Origin of the sequence: Chroococcidiopsis sp. SAG 2025, assembly GCF_032860985.1 — a bacterium.
Lineage (GTDB): Bacteria > Cyanobacteriota > Cyanobacteriia > Cyanobacteriales > Chroococcidiopsidaceae > Chroococcidiopsis.
The window spans coordinates 604,058-628,001 of the sequence record NZ_JAOCNC010000001.1 but is presented as its reverse complement, the minus strand read 5'-3'; the positions used below and the strand labels follow the sequence as shown (position 1 = coordinate 628,001).

25 protein-coding genes, 1 pseudogene and 1 riboswitch are annotated in these 23,944 nt (G+C 43.8%); of the genes and pseudogenes, 7 read left to right on the top strand and 19 right to left on the bottom strand.

What is annotated here, in order from left to right; genetic code table 11:
• Positions 1–73: 73 nt before the first annotated feature.
• The 5 genes from folE to N4J56_RS03065 form a co-directional block, all read right to left on the bottom strand.
• A complete protein-coding gene (gene folE, locus N4J56_RS03085; protein ID WP_039715992.1) occupies positions 74–799 on the bottom strand; it encodes a GTP cyclohydrolase I FolE in 726 nt (241 codons plus the stop codon).
• Between the two features lie 213 nt (positions 800–1,012).
• Positions 1,013–1,738 carry an SDR family oxidoreductase gene (locus N4J56_RS03080; protein ID WP_317105099.1) on the bottom strand — a complete coding sequence of 242 codons (726 nt, stop codon included), beginning with the start codon at positions 1,736–1,738 and terminating at the stop codon, positions 1,013–1,015.
• 394 nt (positions 1,739–2,132) lie between these two features.
• A complete protein-coding gene (locus N4J56_RS03075; RefSeq protein WP_317105098.1) occupies positions 2,133–3,113 on the bottom strand; it encodes an acetyl-CoA carboxylase carboxyltransferase subunit alpha in 981 nt (326 codons plus the stop codon).
• Between the two features lie 171 nt (positions 3,114–3,284).
• Positions 3,285–4,322 carry a long-chain acyl-[acyl-carrier-protein] reductase gene (locus tag N4J56_RS03070; RefSeq protein WP_317105097.1) on the bottom strand — a complete coding sequence of 346 codons (1,038 nt, stop codon included), beginning with the start codon at positions 4,320–4,322 and terminating at the stop codon, positions 3,285–3,287.
• Between the two features lie 173 nt (positions 4,323–4,495).
• Positions 4,496–5,191, bottom strand: coding sequence for an aldehyde oxygenase (deformylating) (locus N4J56_RS03065; RefSeq protein WP_317105096.1), 696 nt, complete (start codon positions 5,189–5,191; stop codon positions 4,496–4,498).
• A gap of 196 nt (positions 5,192–5,387) precedes the next feature.
• Here N4J56_RS03065 and N4J56_RS03060 point away from each other — a divergent pair, with 196 nt between their 5' ends.
• Entirely contained in the window at positions 5,388–6,227 is an 840-nt protein-coding gene (locus N4J56_RS03060) for a carbohydrate ABC transporter permease (RefSeq protein WP_317105095.1), read from the top strand.
• Between the two features lie 119 nt (positions 6,228–6,346).
• Here N4J56_RS03060 and N4J56_RS03055 read toward each other — a convergent pair whose 3' ends face one another.
• Together N4J56_RS03055 and N4J56_RS03050 are read right to left on the bottom strand one after the other, a co-directional pair.
• On the bottom strand, positions 6,347–7,378 hold the full coding sequence (locus N4J56_RS03055) for a hypothetical protein (protein ID WP_317105094.1): 1,032 nt from the start codon (positions 7,376–7,378) through the stop codon (positions 6,347–6,349).
• Between the two features lie 98 nt (positions 7,379–7,476).
• Positions 7,477–7,686 carry a hypothetical protein gene (locus tag N4J56_RS03050; RefSeq protein ID WP_317105093.1) on the bottom strand — a complete coding sequence of 70 codons (210 nt, stop codon included), beginning with the start codon at positions 7,684–7,686 and terminating at the stop codon, positions 7,477–7,479.
• A gap of 489 nt (positions 7,687–8,175) precedes the next feature.
• On the opposite strand from N4J56_RS03050, the gene mgtE reads away from it, so the two are divergent.
• The gene (gene mgtE, locus N4J56_RS03045; protein ID WP_317105092.1) at positions 8,176–9,576 is read left to right on the top strand and encodes a magnesium transporter; all 1,401 of its coding nucleotides are present in this window, start codon (positions 8,176–8,178) and stop codon (positions 9,574–9,576) included.
• A gap of 23 nt (positions 9,577–9,599) precedes the next feature.
• On the opposite strand, the gene N4J56_RS03040 is transcribed toward mgtE, so the two are convergent.
• From N4J56_RS03040 to N4J56_RS03020, 5 genes are all read right to left on the bottom strand, one after another.
• Positions 9,600–9,857: a hypothetical protein gene (locus tag N4J56_RS03040; protein WP_106166946.1), complete on the bottom strand. Its 258-nt coding sequence runs from the start codon at positions 9,855–9,857 to the stop codon at positions 9,600–9,602.
• A gap of 176 nt (positions 9,858–10,033) precedes the next feature.
• Positions 10,034–11,206: a M20 family metallopeptidase gene (locus tag N4J56_RS03035; protein WP_317105091.1), complete on the bottom strand. Its 1,173-nt coding sequence runs from the start codon at positions 11,204–11,206 to the stop codon at positions 10,034–10,036.
• A gap of 195 nt (positions 11,207–11,401) precedes the next feature.
• The gene (locus N4J56_RS03030; protein WP_317105090.1) at positions 11,402–11,848 is read right to left on the bottom strand and encodes a DUF732 domain-containing protein; all 447 of its coding nucleotides are present in this window, start codon (positions 11,846–11,848) and stop codon (positions 11,402–11,404) included.
• Between the two features lie 517 nt (positions 11,849–12,365).
• Positions 12,366–12,785 carry a 30S ribosome-binding factor RbfA gene (gene rbfA, locus N4J56_RS03025; RefSeq protein ID WP_317105089.1) on the bottom strand — a complete coding sequence of 140 codons (420 nt, stop codon included), beginning with the start codon at positions 12,783–12,785 and terminating at the stop codon, positions 12,366–12,368.
• Positions 12,786–12,968: 183 nt separating this feature from the next.
• Positions 12,969–13,175, bottom strand: coding sequence for a DUF751 family protein (locus N4J56_RS03020; RefSeq protein ID WP_015153636.1), 207 nt, complete (start codon positions 13,173–13,175; stop codon positions 12,969–12,971).
• A 243-nt stretch (positions 13,176–13,418) separates the two neighbouring features.
• Between N4J56_RS03020 and N4J56_RS03015 the strand changes: the two genes are divergently transcribed.
• Positions 13,419–14,276, top strand: a complete 858-nt coding sequence (locus tag N4J56_RS03015; protein WP_317105088.1) for a DNA adenine methylase — start codon at positions 13,419–13,421, stop codon at positions 14,274–14,276.
• Between the two features lie 15 nt (positions 14,277–14,291).
• Here N4J56_RS03015 and N4J56_RS03010 read toward each other — a convergent pair whose 3' ends face one another.
• Positions 14,292–14,654 carry a VOC family protein gene (locus tag N4J56_RS03010; protein ID WP_317105087.1) on the bottom strand — a complete coding sequence of 121 codons (363 nt, stop codon included), beginning with the start codon at positions 14,652–14,654 and terminating at the stop codon, positions 14,292–14,294.
• A 214-nt stretch (positions 14,655–14,868) separates the two neighbouring features.
• Between N4J56_RS03010 and N4J56_RS03005 the strand changes: the two genes are divergently transcribed.
• The gene (locus N4J56_RS03005) at positions 14,869–15,480 is read left to right on the top strand and encodes a hypothetical protein (RefSeq protein WP_317105086.1); all 612 of its coding nucleotides are present in this window, start codon (positions 14,869–14,871) and stop codon (positions 15,478–15,480) included.
• Positions 15,481–15,513: 33 nt separating this feature from the next.
• Here N4J56_RS03005 and N4J56_RS03000 read toward each other — a convergent pair whose 3' ends face one another.
• Complete coding sequence (locus N4J56_RS03000) at positions 15,514–15,801, bottom strand: antibiotic biosynthesis monooxygenase (protein WP_317105085.1); 288 nt, start codon at positions 15,799–15,801, stop codon at positions 15,514–15,516.
• Positions 15,802–15,894: 93 nt separating this feature from the next.
• Here N4J56_RS03000 and N4J56_RS02995 point away from each other — a divergent pair, with 93 nt between their 5' ends.
• The 3 genes from N4J56_RS02995 to N4J56_RS02985 all read left to right on the top strand — a co-directional run bounded on the left by N4J56_RS02995 (position 15,895) and on the right by N4J56_RS02985 (position 18,831).
• Positions 15,895–16,680, top strand: coding sequence for a transglutaminase family protein (locus tag N4J56_RS02995; protein ID WP_317105084.1), 786 nt, complete (start codon positions 15,895–15,897; stop codon positions 16,678–16,680).
• A 26-nt stretch (positions 16,681–16,706) separates the two neighbouring features.
• A complete protein-coding gene (locus N4J56_RS02990; protein ID WP_015153643.1) occupies positions 16,707–17,480 on the top strand; it encodes a DUF1350 family protein in 774 nt (257 codons plus the stop codon).
• A gap of 565 nt (positions 17,481–18,045) precedes the next feature.
• Positions 18,046–18,831, top strand: coding sequence for a class I SAM-dependent methyltransferase (locus N4J56_RS02985; protein ID WP_317105083.1), 786 nt, complete (start codon positions 18,046–18,048; stop codon positions 18,829–18,831).
• A gap of 33 nt (positions 18,832–18,864) precedes the next feature.
• Here N4J56_RS02985 and N4J56_RS02980 read toward each other — a convergent pair whose 3' ends face one another.
• The 5 genes and pseudogenes from N4J56_RS02980 to ntrB all read right to left on the bottom strand — a co-directional run bounded on the left by N4J56_RS02980 (position 18,865) and on the right by ntrB (position 23,676).
• Positions 18,865–19,581, bottom strand: a complete 717-nt coding sequence (locus tag N4J56_RS02980; RefSeq protein WP_317105082.1) for an SDR family oxidoreductase — start codon at positions 19,579–19,581, stop codon at positions 18,865–18,867.
• Between the two features lie 75 nt (positions 19,582–19,656).
• The gene (locus N4J56_RS02975) at positions 19,657–20,274 is read right to left on the bottom strand and encodes a universal stress protein (protein ID WP_317105081.1); all 618 of its coding nucleotides are present in this window, start codon (positions 20,272–20,274) and stop codon (positions 19,657–19,659) included.
• 127 nt (positions 20,275–20,401) lie between these two features.
• A complete protein-coding gene (locus N4J56_RS02970; RefSeq protein WP_317105080.1) occupies positions 20,402–21,241 on the bottom strand; it encodes an ABC transporter ATP-binding protein in 840 nt (279 codons plus the stop codon).
• A 70-nt stretch (positions 21,242–21,311) separates the two neighbouring features.
• Positions 21,312–22,721 (bottom strand): annotated as a pseudogene (locus N4J56_RS02960) (ABC transporter substrate-binding protein).
• Positions 22,722–22,833: 112 nt separating this feature from the next.
• Complete coding sequence (ntrB, locus tag N4J56_RS02955; RefSeq protein ID WP_317105077.1) at positions 22,834–23,676, bottom strand: nitrate ABC transporter permease; 843 nt, start codon at positions 23,674–23,676, stop codon at positions 22,834–22,836.
• A 99-nt stretch (positions 23,677–23,775) separates the two neighbouring features.
• Positions 23,776–23,924: riboswitch (cyclic di-AMP (ydaO/yuaA leader) on the bottom strand.
• Between the last annotated feature and the right edge of the window lie 20 nt (positions 23,925–23,944).

Here is a 23,944-nt window from a genome sequence, read left to right as displayed (position 1 = left end):
TGCTTCCTTGTCCCCCTTGTCTTCTTTTTCCCTTCCCTCACTCCTCACTCCTCGCTCCCTACTCCCTGCTCCCTTAAAAGAAAGCTGGTTGATGGCGAATCAAGTTGAAAAACTCTTCGCGGGTTTTTTGCTCGTCTTGGAATACGCCGAGCATGGCACTCGTGACAGTCCAAGAACCAGGTTTTTGCACCCCACGCATCACCATACACATATGGGTTGCTTCCATGACCACTGCTACGCCTTGAGGTTCTAAAATTTCCTGTACCGCTTCAGCGATTTGGCGCGTCAGTCGTTCTTGTACTTGCAAACGGCGGGAGTACATTTCGACAATTCGAGCTAGCTTGCTCAGACCCACAACCTTTTGATTGGGAATATAGGCAAGGTGAGCTTTACCCATAAAGGGCAGCATATGATGCTCGCACAAGCTGAAGAAGTTGATATCGCGCACGAGTACCATCTCGTTGTGTCCTTCATCGAAAATGGCTCCGTTGACGAGTTCTTCTAAAGATTGACTGTATCCACTCGTGAGAAACCGCATGGCTTCCGCAACACGCTTAGGGGTTTTCAACAAACCTTCTCGTTCTGGATCTTCGCCTACACCGATCAAGAGGGCGCGTACAGCCTCCATCATCGATTCGTGAGCTTCTGCTTCAGTAGGTGTCTGTAAGTTTGGTTTTTGACCGTTGTGGGTGTTGCGGTCTGGTCGGGATTGAATTGCCTCAACCAGATCGGAATTCAAAGGAGATGATTGAAAGCGATTGGTAGAACCATTAGAACCGTTAGAAGCAGCAATAGTCATGGGTATGTCTCAGATAAAGTTTAACAATGGTTATTGGTCATTAGTCATTGGTCATTAGCCATGAGTTAGCAGTAAGTGGAAAGTTAACCAGTGACAACGGGTATACTGTCCAACTTTGAGAATCTAAAACTACAAGCCTATATTTCTAATTGCTTGTGGATATCGCAGACGCTTCGATAGCATTCACTTAACAAATGACAAATAACAAATGACTTATAGAGCGCCACCACCAGGCATGAGAGTTAATTCGGCGATCGCGGCTGGTGCTGGTAACAAGGCTGTATGTACGATGGACTGAGCGACAATTTCTGGTGTCAGCATGGCATTCCGGTCAAAGTTATGCTGAACTGTTTCGCTGTCCCAAAGTTCTGTATTCACAGCACCAGGACAGATGGTGGTGACGCGAATACCGCGAGCGCTTTCCTCTGCTGCTAGGGTCTTGGATAGGGCAATCAAACCAGCTTTGCTGACGGAATAAGCTCCCCAGTTGGGGAAAGGAGTTTGTCCGGCGATGGAAGCAACGTTAATAATTGTACCGGAGCCGCGCTGATGCATTGTGGGTAAAACTGCCAAGATGCATCCAAACACGCTAGTTAGGTTTAAATCTATCACTTTTTGCCAGTCAGGCAGAGGCGTAGCACTCAAAGCCCCCGTGTAGCCCATACCCGCACTATTAACCAAAATATCTATAGCTCCACAATCGGCAGCGATCGCAGCCATCTTCTCTGGCACGACATGGACTTGGGCAAGATCCAGGGCATAAGTTTTTGCTTCTACGCCTGTCTGCCTTGCTGCACTTGCAACTGCCTCTAATTTGTCTAGCGAACGACCAACTAGAGCTATGTTTACTCCCGTCTTTGCAAAGGCGAGGGCTGTTGCTTTACCAATTCCACTACTAGCACCCGTAATTAGGGCGCGTTTTCCCGTTGTCAATGTCATAAACTCCAACTTAATCGCACCACAAATTGCATGGCTGTCGTACTCATGTCAATCTCTTACCCCTGATAGATGCAATTACCTCTAGATTCAACTTACAATTTCTATGCGAGAATTATTGTCTCGAACGTTCGGGCAGATTATTAATTCTTTATTCATGTTGGCTATAGCCATTTGATCGCGGATTTATTATGTAAATCTCTAGTAGAGTTGAATAGAACATAGAGATTACCGATCGATTGGCGATCGCAAGCCGTTACGGTAGACATTGCTGCTACCTATTGTCCACTTTGCTTTGTTTTGCCTAGCATGAGACAAAAATGAGAGGTTGTAAGAAATCTTTACACCCCTTGTTGATTATATCACCATCTTTTCCGTCTTCATCTTCTGACAAAACTTAGGAATCAAATTCGGTAAAAACACCAATCTGACGGAATTTTTGATACCGCAGTTGACGGCGCTGTTGGCTGGTAAGTTGAGTTAATTCTTCTAAATGTTGTAGCAAAGCTTGCTTGAGAGCGATCGCGGCTTTGAGAGGGTCGGAGTGAGCGCCGCCAATTGGCTCCGGTAAGATTTGGTCAACAATACCTAAATTTTGTAAATCGATTGCTGTCATTTTTAATGCTATAGCAGCTTGAGCGGCTTTACTTGCATCTCGCCAAACAATTGCAGCACAAGCCTCGGGGGTGATGACAGTATAAACTGCGTGTTCAAACATGAGCAGGCGTTCGCCGACACCAATACCCAAAGCACCACCAGAAAAAGCTTCACCGATCGCGGTACAAATAATCGGTACGTCTAAGCTAAACATTTCGCGTAGATTGTAGGCGATCGCTTCCCCAATTCCTTGTTCTTCAGCTGCGACTGTGGGTAAAGCCCCTGGAGTATCAATAAAAGTTAAGATTGGCATTCCAAAGCGGTTGGCGTGTTCCATCAACCGCATAGCTTTGCGATAGCCACCAGGGGAAGCCATCCCAAAACTACGGGCAATATTATCTTTCGTGTCGCGTCCTTTCTGATTGCCTAAGATGACGACCGGTCGCCCTGCAAGGCGCGCTACGCCACCAACTATAGCAGAATCATCACTTCCACGGCGATCGCCGTGTAACTCCATCCATTCGTCGCTAATAGCTTGAATGTAATCCAAGGTACTAGGGCGACGGGGATGCCTTGCCAATTGTAATTTTTGCGACGGAGATAAACTATTAAAAATCTCCTGGCGCAATTGGCGAGCGCGGGCTTCTAGTCGGCGAATCTCTTCCGACACGTCAACGCCATTTTCTGTTGCTAGCTCTCGAATTTGGTCGATGCGTGACTCCAAATCGACTAGTGGCTTTTCAAAATCTAACAGTAGAGTTTTGCGTTCGGTTGTTGCCATCTCGGAAGTGAGTAGTGAGTAGCGAGGGGTGGGGAGTGAGGAGTGAGGGAAAGAGAGTGGCGAGTCAGTTATCAGTAACCAGTTAATTTTGACTTCTGATTTCTGTCTCCTGACTCCTCAAGTTTTGACTTTTGACTTTTAATTTTTAACTTTTGACTGACTCTTCAATCCTTAAACTGGTGAATTCTCAAACAGTAGAGGGCGAAAGCCGTGTTTGCGAGACATTTGACCAATTTGATCCATCTTTGCCACAGTAATTTGGTTGCGTCCCCAAGAAAAGTTAGTGTAGACCTTTTCAAATTCCAGTAGCATTGATTCAGCAAAGCAGGCAAACAACTGACGAGCTGGTACATCCATGAAGTTAACAATCTTCATAATTTTCCAGTCGATATCCAAAGAGTGCTCGACAATGCCACCGTTGAGAATATAAACTTCTGGATGCTGAATTTTTGTTGCCAGATTTTTAGGATAACCACCATCAATCATCAAACAGGGGTGTTTTAACATCTGGGTATCGATTTCAATTCCCTTGGGCATACTTGCCACCCAGACGACGATATCTGCTTGCGGTAGGGCAGTTTCCAAATCTAAGATTTTACCCCGTCCTAACTCTGCCTGTAATGCTTGTAGGCGCTCTTGATTGCGGGCAATTAGTAATAAATCTGCTACGTCGGTACGAGCATTTAACCAGCGACAAACTGCACTACCAATGTCACCGCTAGCACCGCAAACGGCAATAGTAGCTCGATTGAGGTCAATGCCCAACTGCTTTGCTGCTTGCTCCACCTGCTGACAGATAATGTACGCAGTATGAGTGTTCCCCGTAGTGAACTGCTCGAATTTCAGTTGCACGTTACGGACTTGTTTGATCTGCTGCAAGTTAAAGTTTTCAAAAATTATCGAAGAAAAGCCGCCCAAAGCTGTAATGTCAATCCCATGCTTTTGAGCGTGCGCCATTGCGTTGATGATTTTTCGCGTTGCGGCTTTAATCCGTCGCGTGGCAAGCATTTCTGGCAGAAAGCAAGATTCGACATACTTGCCCTCGATTTGCTGTCCAGTGACGCTAGTAACTTTGATATCATCGACTATCTGTGGTGGTGCGCTGCACCAGAAATCAAGTCCTTGATCGGCATATTCGGGGTAGCCTAATTCTTTTGCTACCGATTGTGCGTGTTCCAGACTGTTTAAGTGACCGATTAGACCAAACATGTATTACGGATGTCAAACTGGTAGCTCTGACAAAGCAGAGCGGGTGGATGAGAACTTTTGTATCTTTAATCTTAAAAATACTACATAAAGGGAGCAGGGAGCAGGGAGTAGGGAGTAGGGAACAAGCAATTCTAGCTACTAGCGACTTCCTACTCTAGTCCCTAACCCCTATGTCAAACAGCTTGTAGTCCGTAGGCGGATAGACGCATGATGTCACGGGTAGAGAAGCCAATATTGGCAAAGGTTTCACCGTATTGGATCATGAAGTCTTCCACCAAAGCATCTTTTTCCATGCCTAAAACCCGAGCATCATCCTCGACTTGGTTCAGCATTTGCCAGACAATCGGGAGATTTTGGCGATTGGCTGCTTCTAGTTCGGCTTTGGACTGTTCAAAGTTGTCTTTCAGCCAAACTTCGCCGAAATTGAGGTGAGTATACTCGTCTTTGACCACGCCCTCGGTAATTTTACGGGCGAAGTCATCGGCACAGGGAATGTAGATGTTGTAAGCCGCGATCGCAAAACACTCAATAATCAGCGATTGGATTAACAAGCACGTCACGACTTGTCCTGCTGATGCTGCTTGTTGAAAGTTTTGATGCAGCCCAGAAAAGAACTCGCGAGCAAATTGCATATCCGGTGTAACTTGGAGATTGCGCCCGCAGGCTTCAAACCCTTTTTTGTGGCGGTTCTCCATTTTGGATAGGCGAATTAGCTCATCCTTGAAGTCCGGTAGCATTTGAGCCAAACGAATATAGTTTTCGTAGGCTTCTTGTTCCCCTTCGATCACGATCGCGTTAATGCGACTGTATGCGTCCTTATAGGTTTCGCTGTGGAAATCGATTTCGGAGGTGGCAGCAACTTGCTGCATAGTCGTTCACTCCTATTGGCGTAAATCAGCTTTGTCGATTGCGGTTGACTCTTTAGCTCTATGCATCAGCGTCAACAATAATTAAAATTAAACCTAACAAATCCCAAGGGGATCTGTTATCTATTGCAGCAAAATAGAGTCCATTTGGGAGAATATCACCTCTAGGTATAAAAGCATAGAGGAAAGCGAAGAATTCATGCTTCAGAAAGATGTAAATGCCAAACATAAAAATTTCTCTATACCATCCCTTAGTTTTATAGTGCTGATACTGGGAGCGGTAATTGTCTTGCTCCCATTGGGAATTGTCTTCCTCACATCCTTTGCACTGCCTGGGTCAACACCCGATTTGTTAACGCGATCGCGATGGACTTTGGTAAACTACCAACAAGCATGGCAGCGAGCAAATTTCTTGCTAGCATTTGCTAATTCTACGCTAGTAGCTCTAGCCGTGACTGGAATTCAAATCGTGACTTCAGCTTTAGCGGGTTATGCCTTAGCAAGATTGAAATTCCGAGGACGACAAGCATTACTGCTGGTTGTTTTGGCAACTTTGGTCATTCCATTTCAGTTATTAGTTATTCCTATCTTTCTCGTCCTCAAATGGGGGCATTTAATTAATACCTATGGAGCCTTAATTCTACCTACATCTGTAAACGGTTTTGGAATTTTCTTACTCAGGCAGTATTTTCAAACTATTCCCATAGAGTTAGAAGAAGCAGCAGCGATCGATGGGGCGAACCGCCTGCAAATTTTATGGCGGGTAATGTTGCCTTTATCTCGTCCGGCTTTGGTAACATTATTTTTGTTTACATTTATCAGTGAATGGAACGATTTGTTTAAACCGCTTGTCTTCACAACGCGCCCAGAATTGCGGACAGTTCAATTAGCACTAGCTGAGTTTCAAGAACAATTTACTAATAACTGGTCTTTACTGATGGCAGCAGTCGCGATCGCTACCTTGCCAGTCATATTAATATTTCTGATCGGGCAGAAACAATTTATTCAGGGAATTGCTTCGACAGGAATAAAGAACTGAGAAGCGAGGAGTGAGGAGCGAGGGGTGAGGGGAACACAAGAGGGCTGAGAGAGCTGAGGGAGAGACAGCAATCCAAAATGAATCAATTCCCTCGCTCCTCACTCCTCACTCCTCGCTCCTCATTCCTCGGTGATTTGCAAGCGGATCGTGCGTTCGTTATCCCCACCTAAACTGACTTCCATCACTTCACCACCGAGGGGTTCGAGACAACTCAAAAGCGATCGCAAGTGGGGAGTACTCGCCCCCGTATCTACATACAGGCGATCGGCTAAACTACCAATCCGCTTCCAAGTACCGTAAAGTTTCGCTATGGTTTGTTCTAACTGCGATGCCTGATTTACCAAGTCAGCCGCGACGTTAATACAGCCTACTCGAATTGCTTCCTGAATCGCCCGTTCTAAGTCTACATCGTCATTGTTTAGGGCTTGGACGGTCGTAGCAGCATTAATATATTTGGACAGGTACTTTGCTTCCGTTGTCACTTCTTTAATTGTGTCTACGTCAGGATTTGCTGCAATTTCCCGCTGTAACTCTTTTTGGTGAGACTCTGGTAATTTTTCCATTTCTTTTACCAGAGGCGCAAGATAGCGGGGTGGAAGCGCGTTTTCTGAAGCTTTCACTTTAACGGGTTCGGGGAGGAGTTCGGACGACATCGCCATCCACTCATCTGATAGCTGACGCACTTCACGACGGGTAATGCGATCGCCTCGTCTCGCTGCATCGGTGACTAATTGTTGAATTTCTGGTTCCGCTTTTGCAGTTTCGATAAACGCTCGTTTACTAAAGCATCTTACGGCATTGGGGTCTAAATGCCCTTGTTCTACTAGCGTATCGGCGCTGTTAGCTAACTCGATTAAGGAGTATGCTTGACTTTTACTAATTTCCCGCGCCTTCAACCAGTTGAGAAAACCACTCCCACGGGCATCTCCTTGTTTTTTCTCGCGATCGCGCACTGCCCTTAAAATTTTGCCCCGCCAGATTTCTGTCTGTAGATCGAAGCGATCGCAAACTAGCCAAGCATTGTCTAGCTGCTGCTGAAAATCATGTTCCGAAATTTCTTCGTCTTCAGGATCAGGCAGTTCAAAATTTAGATCGATTGACTCTGCCAAGACAGCAGCTAAGTCGTCAGTAGAAGCGGAGGATTGCAACATGAGAAGGCGAACGATCTGGTCACAGACCGTTTATTATTGCACGACCAGCCGAGCATGAATAGCTCGTACTTTTCCCCTTTCCTTCCATCTGCGTCGCGTTAACTGTTGAAAGGCAAATCGGGACGACGAAACCAGTTTCGATCTACCCACTCAGCTTTGAACTTGCCTCTCGTCAACTTTTCTACCAAATTCGGGGTGTGGGGACCTGGCAAAATATTCACCCCCATTCTACTTTTTGCCTTGTAAGCAGGTATAATCGACAACATTATTAATATGGTAGCGATCGCTACTTGTTGTTTATTAATCATATAAGTTGGCAATATTTATTACTTTATTAAGTTAAGTATACAATAAAGTCAGTTTTTTAAGTATAAATAAAAACAATTAGATAAATGTTCTACTTAGATACCAGGCAATATCTATAAGAGGAAACACCTATAGAGACGATGAAGCCTCACATAGAGTTCCTTCAATTGGACTCTATCCAATTCCAGAAAACGATCTATGTTGCCTATCCTCAGAAGATATTTGGAACTCGATAGTTAAGTTGTTGAGGCACGATCGCCGACCTTGTTTTAAAACGAACTCTACCAACTAGGCGATGTGCCTGGAGCCTGGATTAGAGAGAATCGAAACCAGGAATTTAGAAAATTGCAATCGCGGATACTTAACCTACATTAGTATGCGCTCGCGCTAAAACATCGAGCCGAAAAATAGTATGCTTCGATCTGGTAGCTGCCACCGTCACCTAGACTAAAGGCAGCACGTTCACTTGACTGTTATAGGAGGATAGGCTATTGACCGATCGTAACAACCCATCCTCGACCCTGCAAAACTTCTCCCGTAGAGAATTACGCAACCTTGTACGTACTCAACTGCTAGCCCTACTGGAACAGGGAGACTTACAGGGAGCTAAAGCCATTTTGGTTCCGGTACAGCCTGCTGATATTGCCGAAGCCATTGAAGGCTTACCCGAACCAATGCAAGTCCTTGCCTTTCGCTTGCTTTCTAAAGGCGAGGCGATCGAAGTTTACGAATATCTCGACCATAGCGTACAAGAAGCACTCGTTCAAGAATTCAAGCGCCAAGACGTGATCGATATCGTGGATAAAATGTCGCCAGACGATCGCGCCCGCTTATTCGACGAACTCCCCGCTAAAATTGTCAATCGCTTGCTAGAACAACTCAGCCCTTCCGAACGGCAAGCCACCGCTTTACTATTAGGCTACGAAACGGGAACAGCAGGGCGGATCATGACCCCAGAGTTAATCTCTTTGAAAGAGGGAATGACCGTCACGCAAGCCCTGGAACGCATTCGCTATTTAGCTAAAAATACAGAAACTATTTACTACCTTTACGTCACCGATGCAGCGAGAAGGCTGACGGGAACCTTATCTTTACGTGATTTAGTCACTGCCGATCCGCAAGAAACGATTGGCGAAATTATGACCCGCGATGCTATCTGCGTGCATACAGATACCGATCAAGAAGAAGTAGCTAGATTAATTCAGCGTTACGATTTTCTCGCTGTCCCAGTCGTCGATCGCGAACAGCGACTTGTCGGCATCGTTACTGTAGATGACGTAATTGATATTATTCAACAGGAAACAACAGAGGATATCTACGCTTTAGGTGGAGGCGTGCAGTCAGGGGGCGATGGTTATTTTCAGAGTAATTTATTCTCCGTTGCCCGCAAGCGAGTCGTCTGGTTATTTGTTTTACTAATTACAAATACCGTTACAGGCACAATTATTAAAGCTGAGGAAGATATATTACAAAAAGTCGTCACCCTAGCGGCGTTTATTCCCTTACTCACTGGGACTGGTGGTAACGTAGGGGCGCAGTCTTCAACTGTTGTCATTCGCGGAATGAATACCGATGAAATTAGGGCGTTAGGACCAGCACAAGTCATCATTAGAGAGGCACTAGCTGGATTATTACTCGGTTCCATGTTGGGGACGGTCGCCACGATTTGGGCTTTTTTCTTACAAGGAAACTTATCGGTAGCGATCGCCGTGGGAGCCAGTCTTGTCGCAATTTCTGTTTTGGCTTCTGTTTCCGGTTCTGCACTACCATTTTTATTTCGCTTACTAGGCTTAGATCCGGCTTTGATGTCAGCGCCGTTTATCACAACCGCAGTTGACGTATTAGGAGTTTTGATTTATTTCAACTTAGCAAGAGTCATTCTACGGGTCTAAAATTCCCAGTTTCTAATCCCCGCTCACAGTTCCGAAGCACTATCGGGTGCAACAATTTCCCCTTTACCCATTTGAAGGATCATCTCGTCATCGGTAATGAGTTCGCTCAGTTCCTTCACTTGTAAATTCATGCTTTCGCAGGCTTGCTTGAGCGCTTGTGAAAAACCATTTAAATCTTCACCAAAACCGCACTGACGGGCAGCAGTTTCAATTCCCTGCTTAGCGTTTGCTCTCGCACAGTCAACTAATTCAGTACCTTGCAGTGGTGTAGGTGATGCCATATTTTAATTACTACTGTCTCGGGATTTTTTGTTAAAGTAGCAAATCTGTGGATATGGCTGCATCTTTCCTAAGTCAGTTGTCAGTGTAGAGACGTTACATGTAACGTCTGTACAAAGTTGTCAGTTATCAGCAAACAGTTAATTCTAAACTTTTGACTTCTGACTTTCGACTTCTCCTATTGCCAATACTTCACCGCAGCGTAGGCAAGGGTGACGACACCAGTAACGATCGCGGCTTCGTTAACTTCAAATTGAGGATGGTGCAGGGGATAGTTCGTGCGATCTTCGTATCCTACCCCCAAGCGGAACATAGCACCAGGAGCGTGTTCGAGATAGCGTGAAAAGTCTTCTGCACCAAGGGAAGGTTCGGTTAAAACTAAAACGCGATCGCTTCCCCAAGCCTCTTCTGCGGCTGTTTGTAATATTTGGGATAGACCAATATTATTTTGCACCCCTGGTACTCCTGGGCGATAGCTCATTTCGTATTGCGCTCCGTAGGAGTGGCAAATATTCGCGACAATTTTTTCGATCCACCCAGGTAGATTAGTCCGGGTTTCGGGATGGAGCGATCGCACGCTGCCAAGTAATTTGACTTGGTCGGCAATGACGTTTGGCGCTCTACCACCTGTAATCTGTCCGATGCTTAGTACCACTGGACGCAACGGGTTTTGCGTGCGGCTGATGGCTTGTTGCAGGGTGGTAATGACTTGCGCGGCGATCCAAATAGCATCGATCGCTTCGTGGGGTCGCGCCCCATGCCCCGATTCACCGATAATAGTAATTTCTAACTCGTCTGCTGCTGCTGTTAGCGCCCCATAGCGGATACCTACCTTTCCGGCGGGAATGGAAGGGAAGACGTGTACGGATAGAATTGCCGAGACGTTTTCCATCACCCCGTCAGCAATCATCCAGCTGGCTCCTTGAGCAGTTTCCTCTGCTGGCTGGAACAACAGCCGCACGTTACCTGGTAACTGGGATGTTAGTTCGGAAAGAACCATAGCAGTTCCAAGTCCTACGGTGGTGTGGACATCGTGTCCGCAGGCGTGCATCACACCTGTCGCTCTGGAAGTAAATTCTAATCCCGTGCGTTCGTTGATGGGTAGTGCATCCATGTCGGTACGAATTGCCAATAAGCGGCGATCGCTACCATGTCCCTGTACTTCTCCTACTACACCAGTTTTACCAACCGCCTCTCTGACATGAACTCCACTAGATGAAAGGACACCAGCAACATAAGCAGATGTGTGATATTCTTGACCGCTTAATTCTGGGTGACTGTGGAGATGGCGGCGAATTTCAATTAAACGCGGCGCTAACTTTAGGGCTATGTCTTTTATTTGGGTAAGCATTGACTATTTATATATATAATCAACTTTCCCCCATCATAAATAAGATAAGACGAGCAGTTCGTGACTACTTGAGCAGATATATACAGATTCAACCGTCAAATTGTGTCTGAGAGGAAATATTATGTGACGATCTGCTGACATGCCTTGACGTTTTGCGATCGCACTTTGATTTATCGATCGTATAGATGAATAGGTTTACTGCACGCCTGGGCAGTAGTACTGTGTAGCTAGTTTATTGACGATTTCCGAATTGACCTCATCTGCTTTTGCTTCATGCTCTTCCGATTGAGCTTCTTGAATTTCCTCTAAGGAAATTCCGGCTTCTAAGTCGTTACAAACACCTTTTGCGGCTGCGATATTAGCTTCTGGAGATTGCTGAATATTAGCGATCAAGTTATCGCGCACGTCAGCGTGCGTCATGGCTTGCTGTTTATAAGCTTCAATAAATGCTTTGTCTAGAGCTGCGATTGTCGATTTTGTAGCTTTTTCAGCACATAGAGATTGAGATAAGTCCAGCACGTCCCCCGCACCAGTCGTAACGAAGCAGAGGTAATCTGGTTCGGAGGCAAAAGCTTGAAATTGGAAACTAGAAACTAGAGCAATAGCAGCAGCAGCGATGGTTGCATTGAGGCGGAAGTTCATAACGTTACCAAGATAGATTTCTATATTTGTTATGCCCAACCTTGGTGACGATCTAACAGAATTATAAAAAAAATCTTAATTTTTTCCGTGTTTTTTTAAGATTATTCCAAACCTTGACTCAGACTAGGTTTCCGAAACCGAATTTTTTCTAAAAAGATCCTTAAGAGAATTCAGAGCTGGCTGCATCTGGGTTTTAGCAACAAAGGGCAAGCTCGGCAATCTTTTCTACCTTGAGATAGAAACACGCCAGATACCGAGAATGTACGGTATCGTATCTCATTTCAGATTTTATTTAGTTTTAAAGTAGGTTTTAACATACCGGATTGATAGGTGAAGCTACTGAACTTTAACGGCGATCGCTAAATCTACATAAACTTTATATGTACCTCAACTTAGAACCCGATCTATATCGACATAGGGTAGGGAAAGATAGCAAGTTATGCCTCATTTCCTAGATCGAGAAGCACAGGTAGGGACACACAGCTATATGCCCCTCACATATTTTGATCTCAGTAGGTTACGCTTCATCCTCGGTGGCGGCTTCGATCTCATCTTCCGCGTAGTCTGGCTCTAGATTGGCAGGACGATCTTGATTGAGCCGATTAATCAGCGACAGCACTCTCGTTCCTCTTTCAATCGAACGATCTTCGTGAAATACAACTTCTGGAGTGCGGCGGAGACGGATTCTTTGCCCTAACTCTCGGCGAACGTACCCTGTGGCTGACTTTAAGCCTGCCATAGTTTGCTCTCTAGCATCGTCTGAACCATATATTGATACGTAGATCTTGGCGTGTTGTAGATCGCCGGATACGTCTACATCGGTAACGCTAACCATACCTACACCGACTCGATCGTCTTTGATGCCATTTAATAGCATCTGACTTACCTCGCGTTTGATTAATTCAGCAACGCGATCCACGCGGCGACTTGTAGCCATAACAATAACCCTTCCTCATACTTGAATCAAATCAGTAGAGCCAACTCAATGGTTCTACCCAACTTTTCTAGTCTATTAGCTATTGCAAGAAGGCAGCAGGCAAAAGATTATAATACTGATTCCATTTGCTCGATCGGTTGGCGATCGGCTATACGCTTATTCTCGCGATACTTCACTATTTTATTAAGACGGGCTTAAGCCCAACATAGCGCGGAGGGTAAATAGGACGAACAAAGATAACCCAACAAACATACCGACGATCGCGATCGCGGTAGTGGGACGCTTAAATAGGGGAGTCAATGGAGATATGGCGTTTAAGAAAATCCCCAAGACGATCGTTACAAAGTAGCGGGGGTAGCGAGAGACGTTTTCCCAGAAGCCATCAAACATTTGATTTATAAGCCTTGTCTAGCTGTTAAATTATTTTCATGTGAATTACGTTTATTCTATAGCAATTTGTTATTGGTCATTGGTCATTGGTCATTGGTCAAGAGTCATTTGTGAGTAGCTAGTCGCCAGATCTTAATCTAGCCACTGGTTCCACTAGCCACTGACAACTGATAACTGATAACTGCTCACTACTCACTACTCCCTGCTATATTCGGTGAGGTTGAGAGTTATTGAACAAATTGAATGCTACGTCAGTCACTCCAGTTAAGCCTTCCGCGCCCGTTTTTAAAATGGGCAGGTGGTAAAAGCCAGTTGATTTCTCAATATATTTCTTACTTTCCTCAAAAATTTGCTACGTACTACGAGCCATTTTTAGGAGGAGGGGCAGTCTTTTTTTACTTGTATGGAGTGGCTAGAAACGATAAATCGACAAAAAAGTTTCCAGCAGTACTGACAGATATTAATCCTGAATTGATCAATGTGTATTGTTGCGTGCGCGATCGCGTTGAGGAATTAATCGAGTTGTTGACACGGCATCAAGAACAGCACGATCGCGATTATTATTATCGGGTGCGATCGCAGTTCACGGGAACGTCTGTGGAAATGGCAGCACGATTAATTTATTTGAATAAAACTTGTTTTAACGGTTTATACCGCGAAAACTCTAAAGGCGAATTTAATGTCCCAATGGGGAGATATAAAAATCCTACTATTTGTAGTGCAGAGTTATTGCGTTTAGTTTCAGATTCTCTTCAATCTGTAAAAATAGAAGTTAGATATTTTGACGCTATTTTGGAATTTGCTAAAACGACAGAGGATTTTGTTTATTTCGATCCACCTTATCATCCTCTAAGTAACACTAGTAATTTCACGGGCTATAGTCGTTACTCTTTTAACGAAACAGATCAGATTAGATTGAGAGATACATTTGCAGAACTTGCAGGTCGTGGGGTTAAGGTTATGCTTTCTAATTCTAATTGTTCGTTGGTTCGAGAGTTATATAAAGATTTTCATATTCATGAAATTTTAGCAGCTAGATCGATCAACTCTCAAGCCCAAAAGAGAGGTAAGATTACTGAAATATTAGTGATGGCAAATTAAGAATAACTATTTTGTCTAGAGCGAACCTTGCATACCAAAGAAATTATTAAAAGGATCGCGCATCTGACAAATTGCTTGATTATCTTCAATTACTAAGGGTCCCCGGTAAAGCGTAGCTCCATGCTGCTTTGCTTTATCAAGTGCTTTTGCAAAGTCATTGACACGCCAGTAAGCAACCTGACCTGCACTACCAGGAGACATCTTTGCATCAGCAGGATGAAAAAACATTTCTACTTTACCAACCTGAATTATAGCTGCTTTTATTTCTCCATCTGAATTGAAATACTTGACTGGAAGATTTAAAAGTTTGCTGTACCAATTTGCTGCTTCAACAACATCAACCACGAAAAAAAAGACAGCTTGAACTCCATCAAACATCTATTTTGTCTCATTTTTATAAAAGATAGGCATAACCTACTCTACATTACTAAAATTTCTTTTGAATAATCCGTCTCAAGATAGAGGAATAGCTTGAAAGAGATCCCTTCTGGGGATAGAGTGACTCGTTTGATTTCAGGAATTATGCTGATTTCATCTAACCTTAAGTATCAAATAAAACATTAGATAACTTGAAAGGAGTTTTATTGAAATCATGTCTAATCTAAATCCAGGCAATAGCTATAACCGTGAAGTGCGTCAAGAGTCTTATCAAGATGCTAACGGTAACACCCATGTTAATGTGACAAAGACGACTGAATCTAACGATTCTTATCAGCATGGCTACGTACACGGTCGAGTTGCAGAGCGCAGTACTCAAGAGAGAGCATCAACTATAAGAGATAATGAAAATGCGGCACGAGGTTTGCTTTTGGGAATTCTGCTGACAACAATTGCAGTGTTGAGTGCGGGAGTCATTTGGTATTTGAATCAATCTGCTCAAACATCTACATCGACACCACAACCCGTTCTCGTTCCCGTACCTAGCGACAAACCAAACACAGAATCTTCTACGGTCGATCGCAGTTCGGAAAAACAAACGATAATTGAGAAAATTAAGGAAGTACCAGTTCCAGTTCTGCAACCACCAGCATCTACTCCACAGCAGAACGAAAATATGACAACTCCCACTCCTACACAGCCTGAAACTGAAGCTGAAACAACTCAACCCCAACAGAATAACAGTGCTACTACCGAATCTCAAACACCACCTGCTGAGGGTACGTTAGGTCAAGATACAACTACAAGCGAAAGTTCTTCTCAATAGACAATAGTAAGGTGGGCATTGCCCACCCTACGGTTAAATTTTTTCAAAATGTTCGACTACTGGAAATGGATCGTAAAAGTGGTGTAATAGTTTTTTCCACTTTTGATATTCAGGAGATTCTCTAAATTCAACTGTATGAGATTCTAACGTCTTCCACTTAACAAGTAATAAATATTTTCCTTTAATTTCTATACATTTATGTAATTCGTGGGATAAATACCCATTCATAGACGAAATAATTCTGGAAGCCTGTTTGAAAGTTGCTTCAAAATCGCTTTCCATTCCCAACTTGACATTCAGCATTACTGCCTCAAGAATCATAAAATACCTCCCAGGAAACTAGCTAATAATACAGTTTTTGTACTAGATAGCATATATGTAAATACTTATAAACTAAGTCAAGAGGAGGTAAAAATGCGGCTGATTGCAGGGTGTCAAATTACATATGAAGTCAACGCGCCAACTCCACTCATTTTCATGCTTAGACCTCGCAGTGGATTGGGACAATGGGTGATGCGAGAGGAATACATCATCGAACCCAGCGCACAAGTTATAGAGTATACCGATAGTTATGGTAATTTGTGTCAGCGGATGGTAGCGCCTCCAGGTTCATTTCAGATACAAACTACAGCTGAAGTAGACACCGCAGATAAAATTGATACTCAACTAGGCGCGCCGTATGTGTTGGTACAGGATTTACCGGAAAGTACGCTGCAATTTCTGTTACCCAGTCGCTATTGTCAAGCAGATTGCTTGGGAGATTTAGCAAATGAGATTGCTGGCAATGCTGCGCCTGGATACGATCAAGTAGAGGCGATTCGCAGTTGGATTCAGCGAAATATAGAATATCGCTACGGTACGAGCGATGCTTCTACTTCTGCTGTGGATACAGCCGAGCAAAAAGTAGGGGTTTGCCGCGATTTTACCCACTTGGGTATCGCCTTAAGCCGCAGTTTAAATATTCCGGCACGGATGGTAGTAGGATATCTTTACGAGTTAGATCCGATGGATCTGCACGCTTGGTTTGAGGCATTTGTCGGCGGACGTTGGTATACGTTTGATGCTACCCAAAAAGAACCAAGGGGTAATAGAATTGCGATCGCCTACGGACGAGATGCGGCTGATGTTGCCTTAGTTACCCAATTTGGTGCAGTACAATTGAAGAATATGAAAGTTTGGGTAGATCAAGCTAATACCTAAAACCCTACTCCCCACTCCCTAAGCTCATGGAATGGAAAGAAATTGCTGGGAACTGGGTTTTAGTTCCCCACAAACAAATCGGGATCGTACATTTTTTAGGAGGTGCGTTTGTCGCTACGGCACCTCAATTGACGTATCGCTGGCTCTTAGAACAACTCGCTGAGGAAAATTACGTTGTCGTTGCTACGCCGTTTGTCAATACTCTAGATCATACTGCGATCGCCCGCTCGGTACTGAACGGGTTTGAAAATGCGATCGGACAACTTTACGCTAAATCTCTCCTCCGCAGCCGCTATTTACCAATTTACGGCGTAGGGCATAGTATGGGGTGTAAACTCCACTTATTGATTGGCAGTCTGTTCAATGTCGAACGCGCTGGTAATATCCTCATTTCTTTCAATAACTATGCGGCACGCGATGCCATCCCGTTAGTACAGCAGTTGAATTTTAATCCAGGCTTCTCTGTCGAGTTTACTCCTTCTCCTCTGGAAACCAATACTCTGTTGCAAACTCGTTATGAAGTCCGCCGCAACTTAGCGATCAAGTTTACCAATGACACGATCGATCAGTCTGAAGCTTTGGTGAAGTTGCTGCATCAACGCTTTCCTGGGATGGTAACATTAAAAACCCTCAGCGGTACTCATACCACGCCTTTAAGTCAAGATTTGCAATGGCAAACTGGTTCTAACTTTACTCCTCTCGATGCAGTAGGACAGTGGTTTAAGCAAGAGTTTTCTCGCGATTTAAGACAGCTAAGACAAACAATCGTACAGTGGCTTAATCCTGTTTCTATGTTGTGATGGCGGTCGAGTGTGTAGAAATACTATAGATTCAATCACACCTTTGTTGCATACATATAAAGTCAGTTAAATTCAGCTTTTTTAACCATGTATAAAATTATTGTCTATACTTAATTGTGTTTCCACCTACCGATAGAGGAATTAAAGTTATACAGTTCTTAACTTATTAATATATAGGCAAATTGCTCCTAGCATTACAGCAGTATTTATCCCTAAACCAGCGTCCAGATATGCAAATTTTACTTACGCCACCATAATAGTAATTTTCTAAGTTGGAATAACTCTAGTCATATATACCTGACATACAGAGTTAAAAATGTTGTGAATTGATATATTACCTAAGCTCGATCGCACAAGATTTGTAGCTATAGAATTGCACTCTACGATACGAATTTAAGCTGAATCAGAGCTTTACAACTCACACGAACGGAGTTGACTTGTCAGCTTATCAATTTTAAGTTTCAAGTACATTATTGCTGATAAATACATTCTTTAACATCGCTAGTTTTCTGATATTAGCGATCTAGAAGTGTAGCCATTTTAACCAGGTATAAGGAGATGGATTGTGAGCCAATTTGATAGTATTGGACAGCTTTTTCCACCTAAGAAAAAAGGTTTTTCTGAGCAGTTGAAGAAAACATTTAATAATGGAAAACAACTGCTACCAAAGAGTTTTAAGCAATCTGCCAAGCAAGCATTAAAACCTTTTTTTATGCTCAAAACAAGAGTAGAGCTACTACAGGCAGGCGTGCAGCCTTTAGCAGAAAACTGGTGTGAGAGAGGAGTTAGCGCTCATCGCGTTTATTTAGATTGGTATTTACAAAAATTCACGGCAGATATTAAAGGTCATTGCCTAGAATTTCAAGACGATACTTATACATCTCGTTTTAGGGATCGGATTACCAAGCTAGATGTTTTAAACAAGGATTATATTCCAAATGCAACTATTGTTGCTGATTTAACTCAACCAAATAATCTACCTAGTAATACTTATGACTGTATCATTTGTACGTATGTTTTACACATAATTGCAGAACCAGAAAAAATCGTTTCAGAAATGCATCGTATTTTAAAGCCAGGGGGTGTATTACTGATTGCCGTACCGAATATTACAATCAACTATCCTGCCTATCCAGAATACTGGCGCTTTACAGCTCGCGGTTTGCACTACCTTTTAGCTAAATATTTTCTTACCGAACAGATCGATATTCAAACGTATGGAAATTCTTTTGTAGCTGCTGGAGAACTCCGAGGCATGGTAGCTTATGATTTTACTCAGGCGAAATTGGAATATAACGATCCGCGTTTCCCACTGATTGTTTGTGGGAGGGCAGTCAAGTCAGAGCAATAATATAGAGAGCGGATGCGATCGCCACAAGTAAGATTACCACTCTATCGGTTGGCGATCGCGGAAAAAGCTACTTGTGGGTCCATCATCCGCTAAAGTTGCCAGCCACACAATCGAATCAACGCCTTGTTCGACGGTACGAGTTGCATTAGCGCCACCCATATCAGTTCTTACCCAGCCAGGACAAACGGCATTTACTAAAATGTTTGTTCCCTCTAATTCATTGGCAAAAATTCGCGTCACGGCATTTAACGCGGTTTTAGAAATGCGATAGCTAGGATATCCCGTACTCATGTCATGTAGTTGTCCCGCACCAGAGGAGACATTGACAACTCTGCCATAATTATGCTGTTTCATGATGGGAATTAAGGCTTGGCATAGTAGTAGCGGACCAATTGTATTTGTCTCTAGCGTGCTTTGTAGAGTCTTCAGTTTTAAGTTAAAAATACTACCATCTGACTCTGCATAATCGAGTAGTACGCCAGCATTGTTTATCAAGATATCTAAGCGTCCAAACTGACTTTTTACAAATTCTGCTAAACGTGCCACACTGTCTGGATTGGTGACATCTAGCGAATGGTAAATAACATGTAATCCCTCTGCTCGCAGCTTATCCGCCGCTAACTTTCCTTTTTCTTCGTTACGGCTAGTTAAAATAACTTTAATATTTTGTTTTGCTAATTGACGGCAAGTTTCTAAACCCAAACCACGATTTGCTCCTGTCACGAGCGCAACTTTTTTAACTTCGCTCATATTTTTTCACTCTCGCAAAGTTTCAAACATCTACTATAAACATATTAGACTTCTAGCTAGATAAATTTTATGCATTTATTCAGAAATTCCTAATATCGCGCAGGGGAGACTCGGATCTAACTGTCGAATCACTAGACTACTTTGAGAACGACAACCTAACAGCAGTATGTCTGCTGATTCAGTCTCTACAATATTTTTGAGTTCTGTAGCTAAAGAACCAAATCGTAGATGAGCCACAAACGTACCTTTCCATGCTTCAGCTAAACATCGCGCTCGCCATAAAATTTCGTCTGCTTGTGCTAACAAAACTGTTTTAGATTTAGTTGCAAGTGCCTGAGTTCCAGAGAGAGTAGCAACAGGTGTAGATTTCTTTTGTCCCCGACGAAAAGCTTTTGAGGAACTGGAGCTATAAATTTTGGTCAGTAACTCTATTTGTACTTCATCTAAGACATAAACAACGTGAATTGTGACTTGGTTTTGAGTCGCCAAGCGAGTTTGATGAGCAATTAATAAAGCTAGATCTAGCGCTGCTTGGCTGTCAGGAGAACCATCATAACCGACAACTAAATTTAGCGATCGCTCGGATGTATTATTCTGAGTTTGATATCCAGTTGGCATCCGTAAAATTAAGTTATGTACGTCTTGACTACCTAGAGCATTTTGTAGCCGCGCCAGAATGGGTTTGAGGTTCACAGTTTTTCCTTTGGGTGAGTGGGAAGCGAGGAAGACAAGGGAGACAAGGAAGACAAGGGAGAATTTAGATAGGGATACACTCTTCTATTTTCTGACTCCTGACTTCTAACTCCTAACTTCTGACAAATTATTCGTCTTGGGTGAAATAGCGATCGAGAAAATCTAAGGCGCGATCGCGTAATTTCATGTATTCTGTTGAATGTCTCATAGCATGGCGATCGCGGGGGTGGGGAAAGGGAACGTTGATGATTTCACCAATTTTAGCGTTGGGATCATTGGTCATTAAAATAATGCGATCGGACATATAAATTGCCTCTTCTACGTCATGAGTAATCATCATCACCGCCTGTCGCTGATGTTCCCAAATATCTAAGACTTGTCTTTGTAATTTCCCGCGAGTGAGAGCATCTAACGCCCCGAAAGGTTCGTCCATTAGTAGCATTTTTGGACGAGTTGCTAAAGCTCGTGCAATTCCTACTCGCTGTTTCATTCCTCCCGATATTTCATCAGGATACTTATCTGCTGCCGCTGTTAAATTCACCATTGCTAAGTGTTCGTTCACAATGCTAATTTTTTCGGCACGGCTAGCATTTTCGATCGCTTCATCTACTGCGAGCCTAACATTTTCCCTTACTGTTAACCACGGCAATAGGGAATATTGTTGAAACACCATCATTCTTTCTACGCCTGGTTTGCGGATTTCTCTCCCTTCCAGCCTTACCGATCCAGCAGTAGCTTTTTCCAACCCAGCCACAATTTTCAGTAGAGTTGATTTACCGCAGCCAGAGTGACCGATAACAGAAATATATTCGTCTTCTGCAATAGTCAGATCGATGCCATCTAGCACGACAAATTCACTGCCATTAGGATTGCGGTAAGATTTGACGAGGTTTTTAATTTCTAGGAAGTTGCGAGAATTATAGTCAAGCTCGTTTTGATTAGGAGAAAAACTTGTGGATTTGGTCATAAGATTAGGGGGAATAGGGAGTAGTTAGTTTTGACTTTTGACTTTTAACTTTTGACTTACCAATTACCAACTACCAATTACCAGACAAAAAGAAAGACTTGGGACGATTTGCTCTAATTTCAAAGCTGTTGAGATATCCGACTGGATCGCTAGGATCGAAGGCTTTTTTATCAATAAAAGCTGTAGCGGGTTCTACCTTGTAATCTTCTTTTGGACATTCAATTCCCATTTCAGCAGCGATTTCACGATATAGATCGGTTCTCTAAGCTTTTCGGGCTACAGCCTCGGCATTTTTGGGAACTTCTGGGATTTGTCCCCACCGTACCGATTGAGTCATCAACCACAGGCTTTGAGACTGCCATAAAAAGGTGGAATGGTCGTTTGGTATTGTGGCAAGATGAGCAGGATAATCGAAAAAGATTGTCGTCTCTGGCGCTTTGACCAGCCGCTTTTTGTCATCGAAACCACCGTAGTTGTATTCCCCGACGATCGCAGCGCGGGTCAATTTCGGCTTAGCCGCAGTAAAGGAACGTTGTGAAATGACTTTAGCAACTTCTTCCCGATTTTCTGGTCTACTGCAATACTGACAGGCTTCAATCATTGCCTTAACTAGCGATCGATAGGTTCTTGGATAGTTGGTAATAAAGCTTTCCATCACCCCCAACAATCGATCTGGATGTCCTTGCCACACTTCTTTACCTTGGGCAAATGTAAAACCTATATCCTCATTTCCTGTAATGGCGCGAGTGTTCCAAGGTTCGGCAACCATATAAGCTTGCATCGCCCCAATCCGCACGTTTGTCACCATCTGGGGTGGAGGAATGATAATAATCCGAAATTCTTTGGTTGGATCTACACCCGCCGCCGCCGAGAGGTAGCGGACGAAATATTCATAAATAGCAGAACTCAACACGACTGCCCAGACTCGCTTCTCTGAAGCCAGGTTGTCAAAATAATTGCGAAAATCGCGCCCGAATTCTTCTAAGTTGCCGTTGTACTCCTGCCAAGGACGCAAGCCTGCATCCCACATGGCGCGGTTCATGGTCATAGCGTTGCCGTGGCGGTGGATTGTCATTGCCGCACATAGGGGGGCATGACGTGCGCCTTCTGCCCCTGTCCTGGCGTTGGTGACAGCGCCGCTGACAACGGGAGCAGCATCGGTGCGTCGTCCGAAGATGATGCCATCTCGCGAAGTTCCCCAGCTAGCTTCGCGGTTGAGTTTGACATTTAACCCGTACTTGCGGAAAAATCCTTTCTGCCAAGCGATCGCAAATGGGGCGCAGTCGTTGACTGGTACGTAACCTACAGTTAAATTTGGTTTTTCTAAGGTTTTTGGATCGACTACTTGTTCGATCGCTGCGGCTTCTGCTGTCAGTCCTGTAGCACTTCTGTCACCGCTAATCGCGCAACCACCCAGCGACATTCCCGCCGCTGTCGCGCCTATTCCTGCTAAAAACTCGCGTCGCGTCCAGTTGTTCATAGTTATTTGTCATTGGTCATTGGTCATTGGTCATTTGCCATTTGCCAGACAAACAACAAAAATCGTGCTTAATTCTTTTACTCACCCCTCACTCCTTACTCCTCACCCCTTCCTAAGCAGGGCGGCGGTGGATGACTAGAGATTCAATTTTGGCAACGGCGAAGTCTAATAGTAAGCCTGTTAAGCCAATGACCAAGACTGCGAGGAAGACGGAACTGAGATTGAGGCGACTCCATTCATCCCAGACAAAAAAGCCAATGCCAACGCCACCTGTGAGCATTTCTACGGCAACAATTACCAGCCAAGCGATACCTAAACTAATGCGCAAGCCTGTAAAAATATAAGGTAAGCTGGCGGGCAAAATTATTTTAGTTATCTGTCTCCAGCGTGGCATTTCCAGAACTCTAGCCACGTTGATATAGTCTTTCGATACGCTCGAAACACCCAAGGCTGTATTAATAATTGTGGGCCACAAAGAAGTAATAAAAATTACAAAAATTGCCGAGGGATCTGCCAAATTAAAGATAGCTAGGGCGATCGGCAACCACGCTAAAGGCGATACGGGTTTGAAGATTTGAATAATGGGATTGAGTGCCATCATTGCTGGCTTTGACATTCCAATCAAGAAGCCAACAGGAATTGCTACTGCTGCACCTAAAGCAAATCCGATTAATACTCGTTGCAGACTTGCCAACAACAGCCAGCCAATGCCTAAATCGCCTGGACCGCGTTGGTAAAATGGGTTGAGAATGTAGTCTAAACTCGCTACTAATGCTTGTGGTGGAGTAGGCATTAATTCAGGATTAACAAGAGCGATCGCCCACCACAAAATAATGATGCCTAAGAAACCAGCCGCAGGTAACAGTACAGTATCCGTGATAACAATCGGTCTAACCCTTTTCCACGCAGCTTGTCCAGCTACTGCTAGAGTAGCAAGATTTAACTGAAATATCATGTTGATACTCCTCAGAGTCGATCGCAGGTACGTAAAATCGAGCAGTACCAGACAGGAACACTGATGAGTTCAAAACATTAATGAAATAATGCTTACTCTTCAGTCTCCTCTCAATGCCGACGAAGTTAGCTGACGGGCTAGGGCTGAGAGATGCCCCTCTTAAATTAAGATAAGCCCCTTACAATTGGTTCCTCCGCTCTAGCTTCATCTATATGCATGTGAAGGACTAGATTAGGCTGACTTACTCTAACTTTCCTAAGATATCATC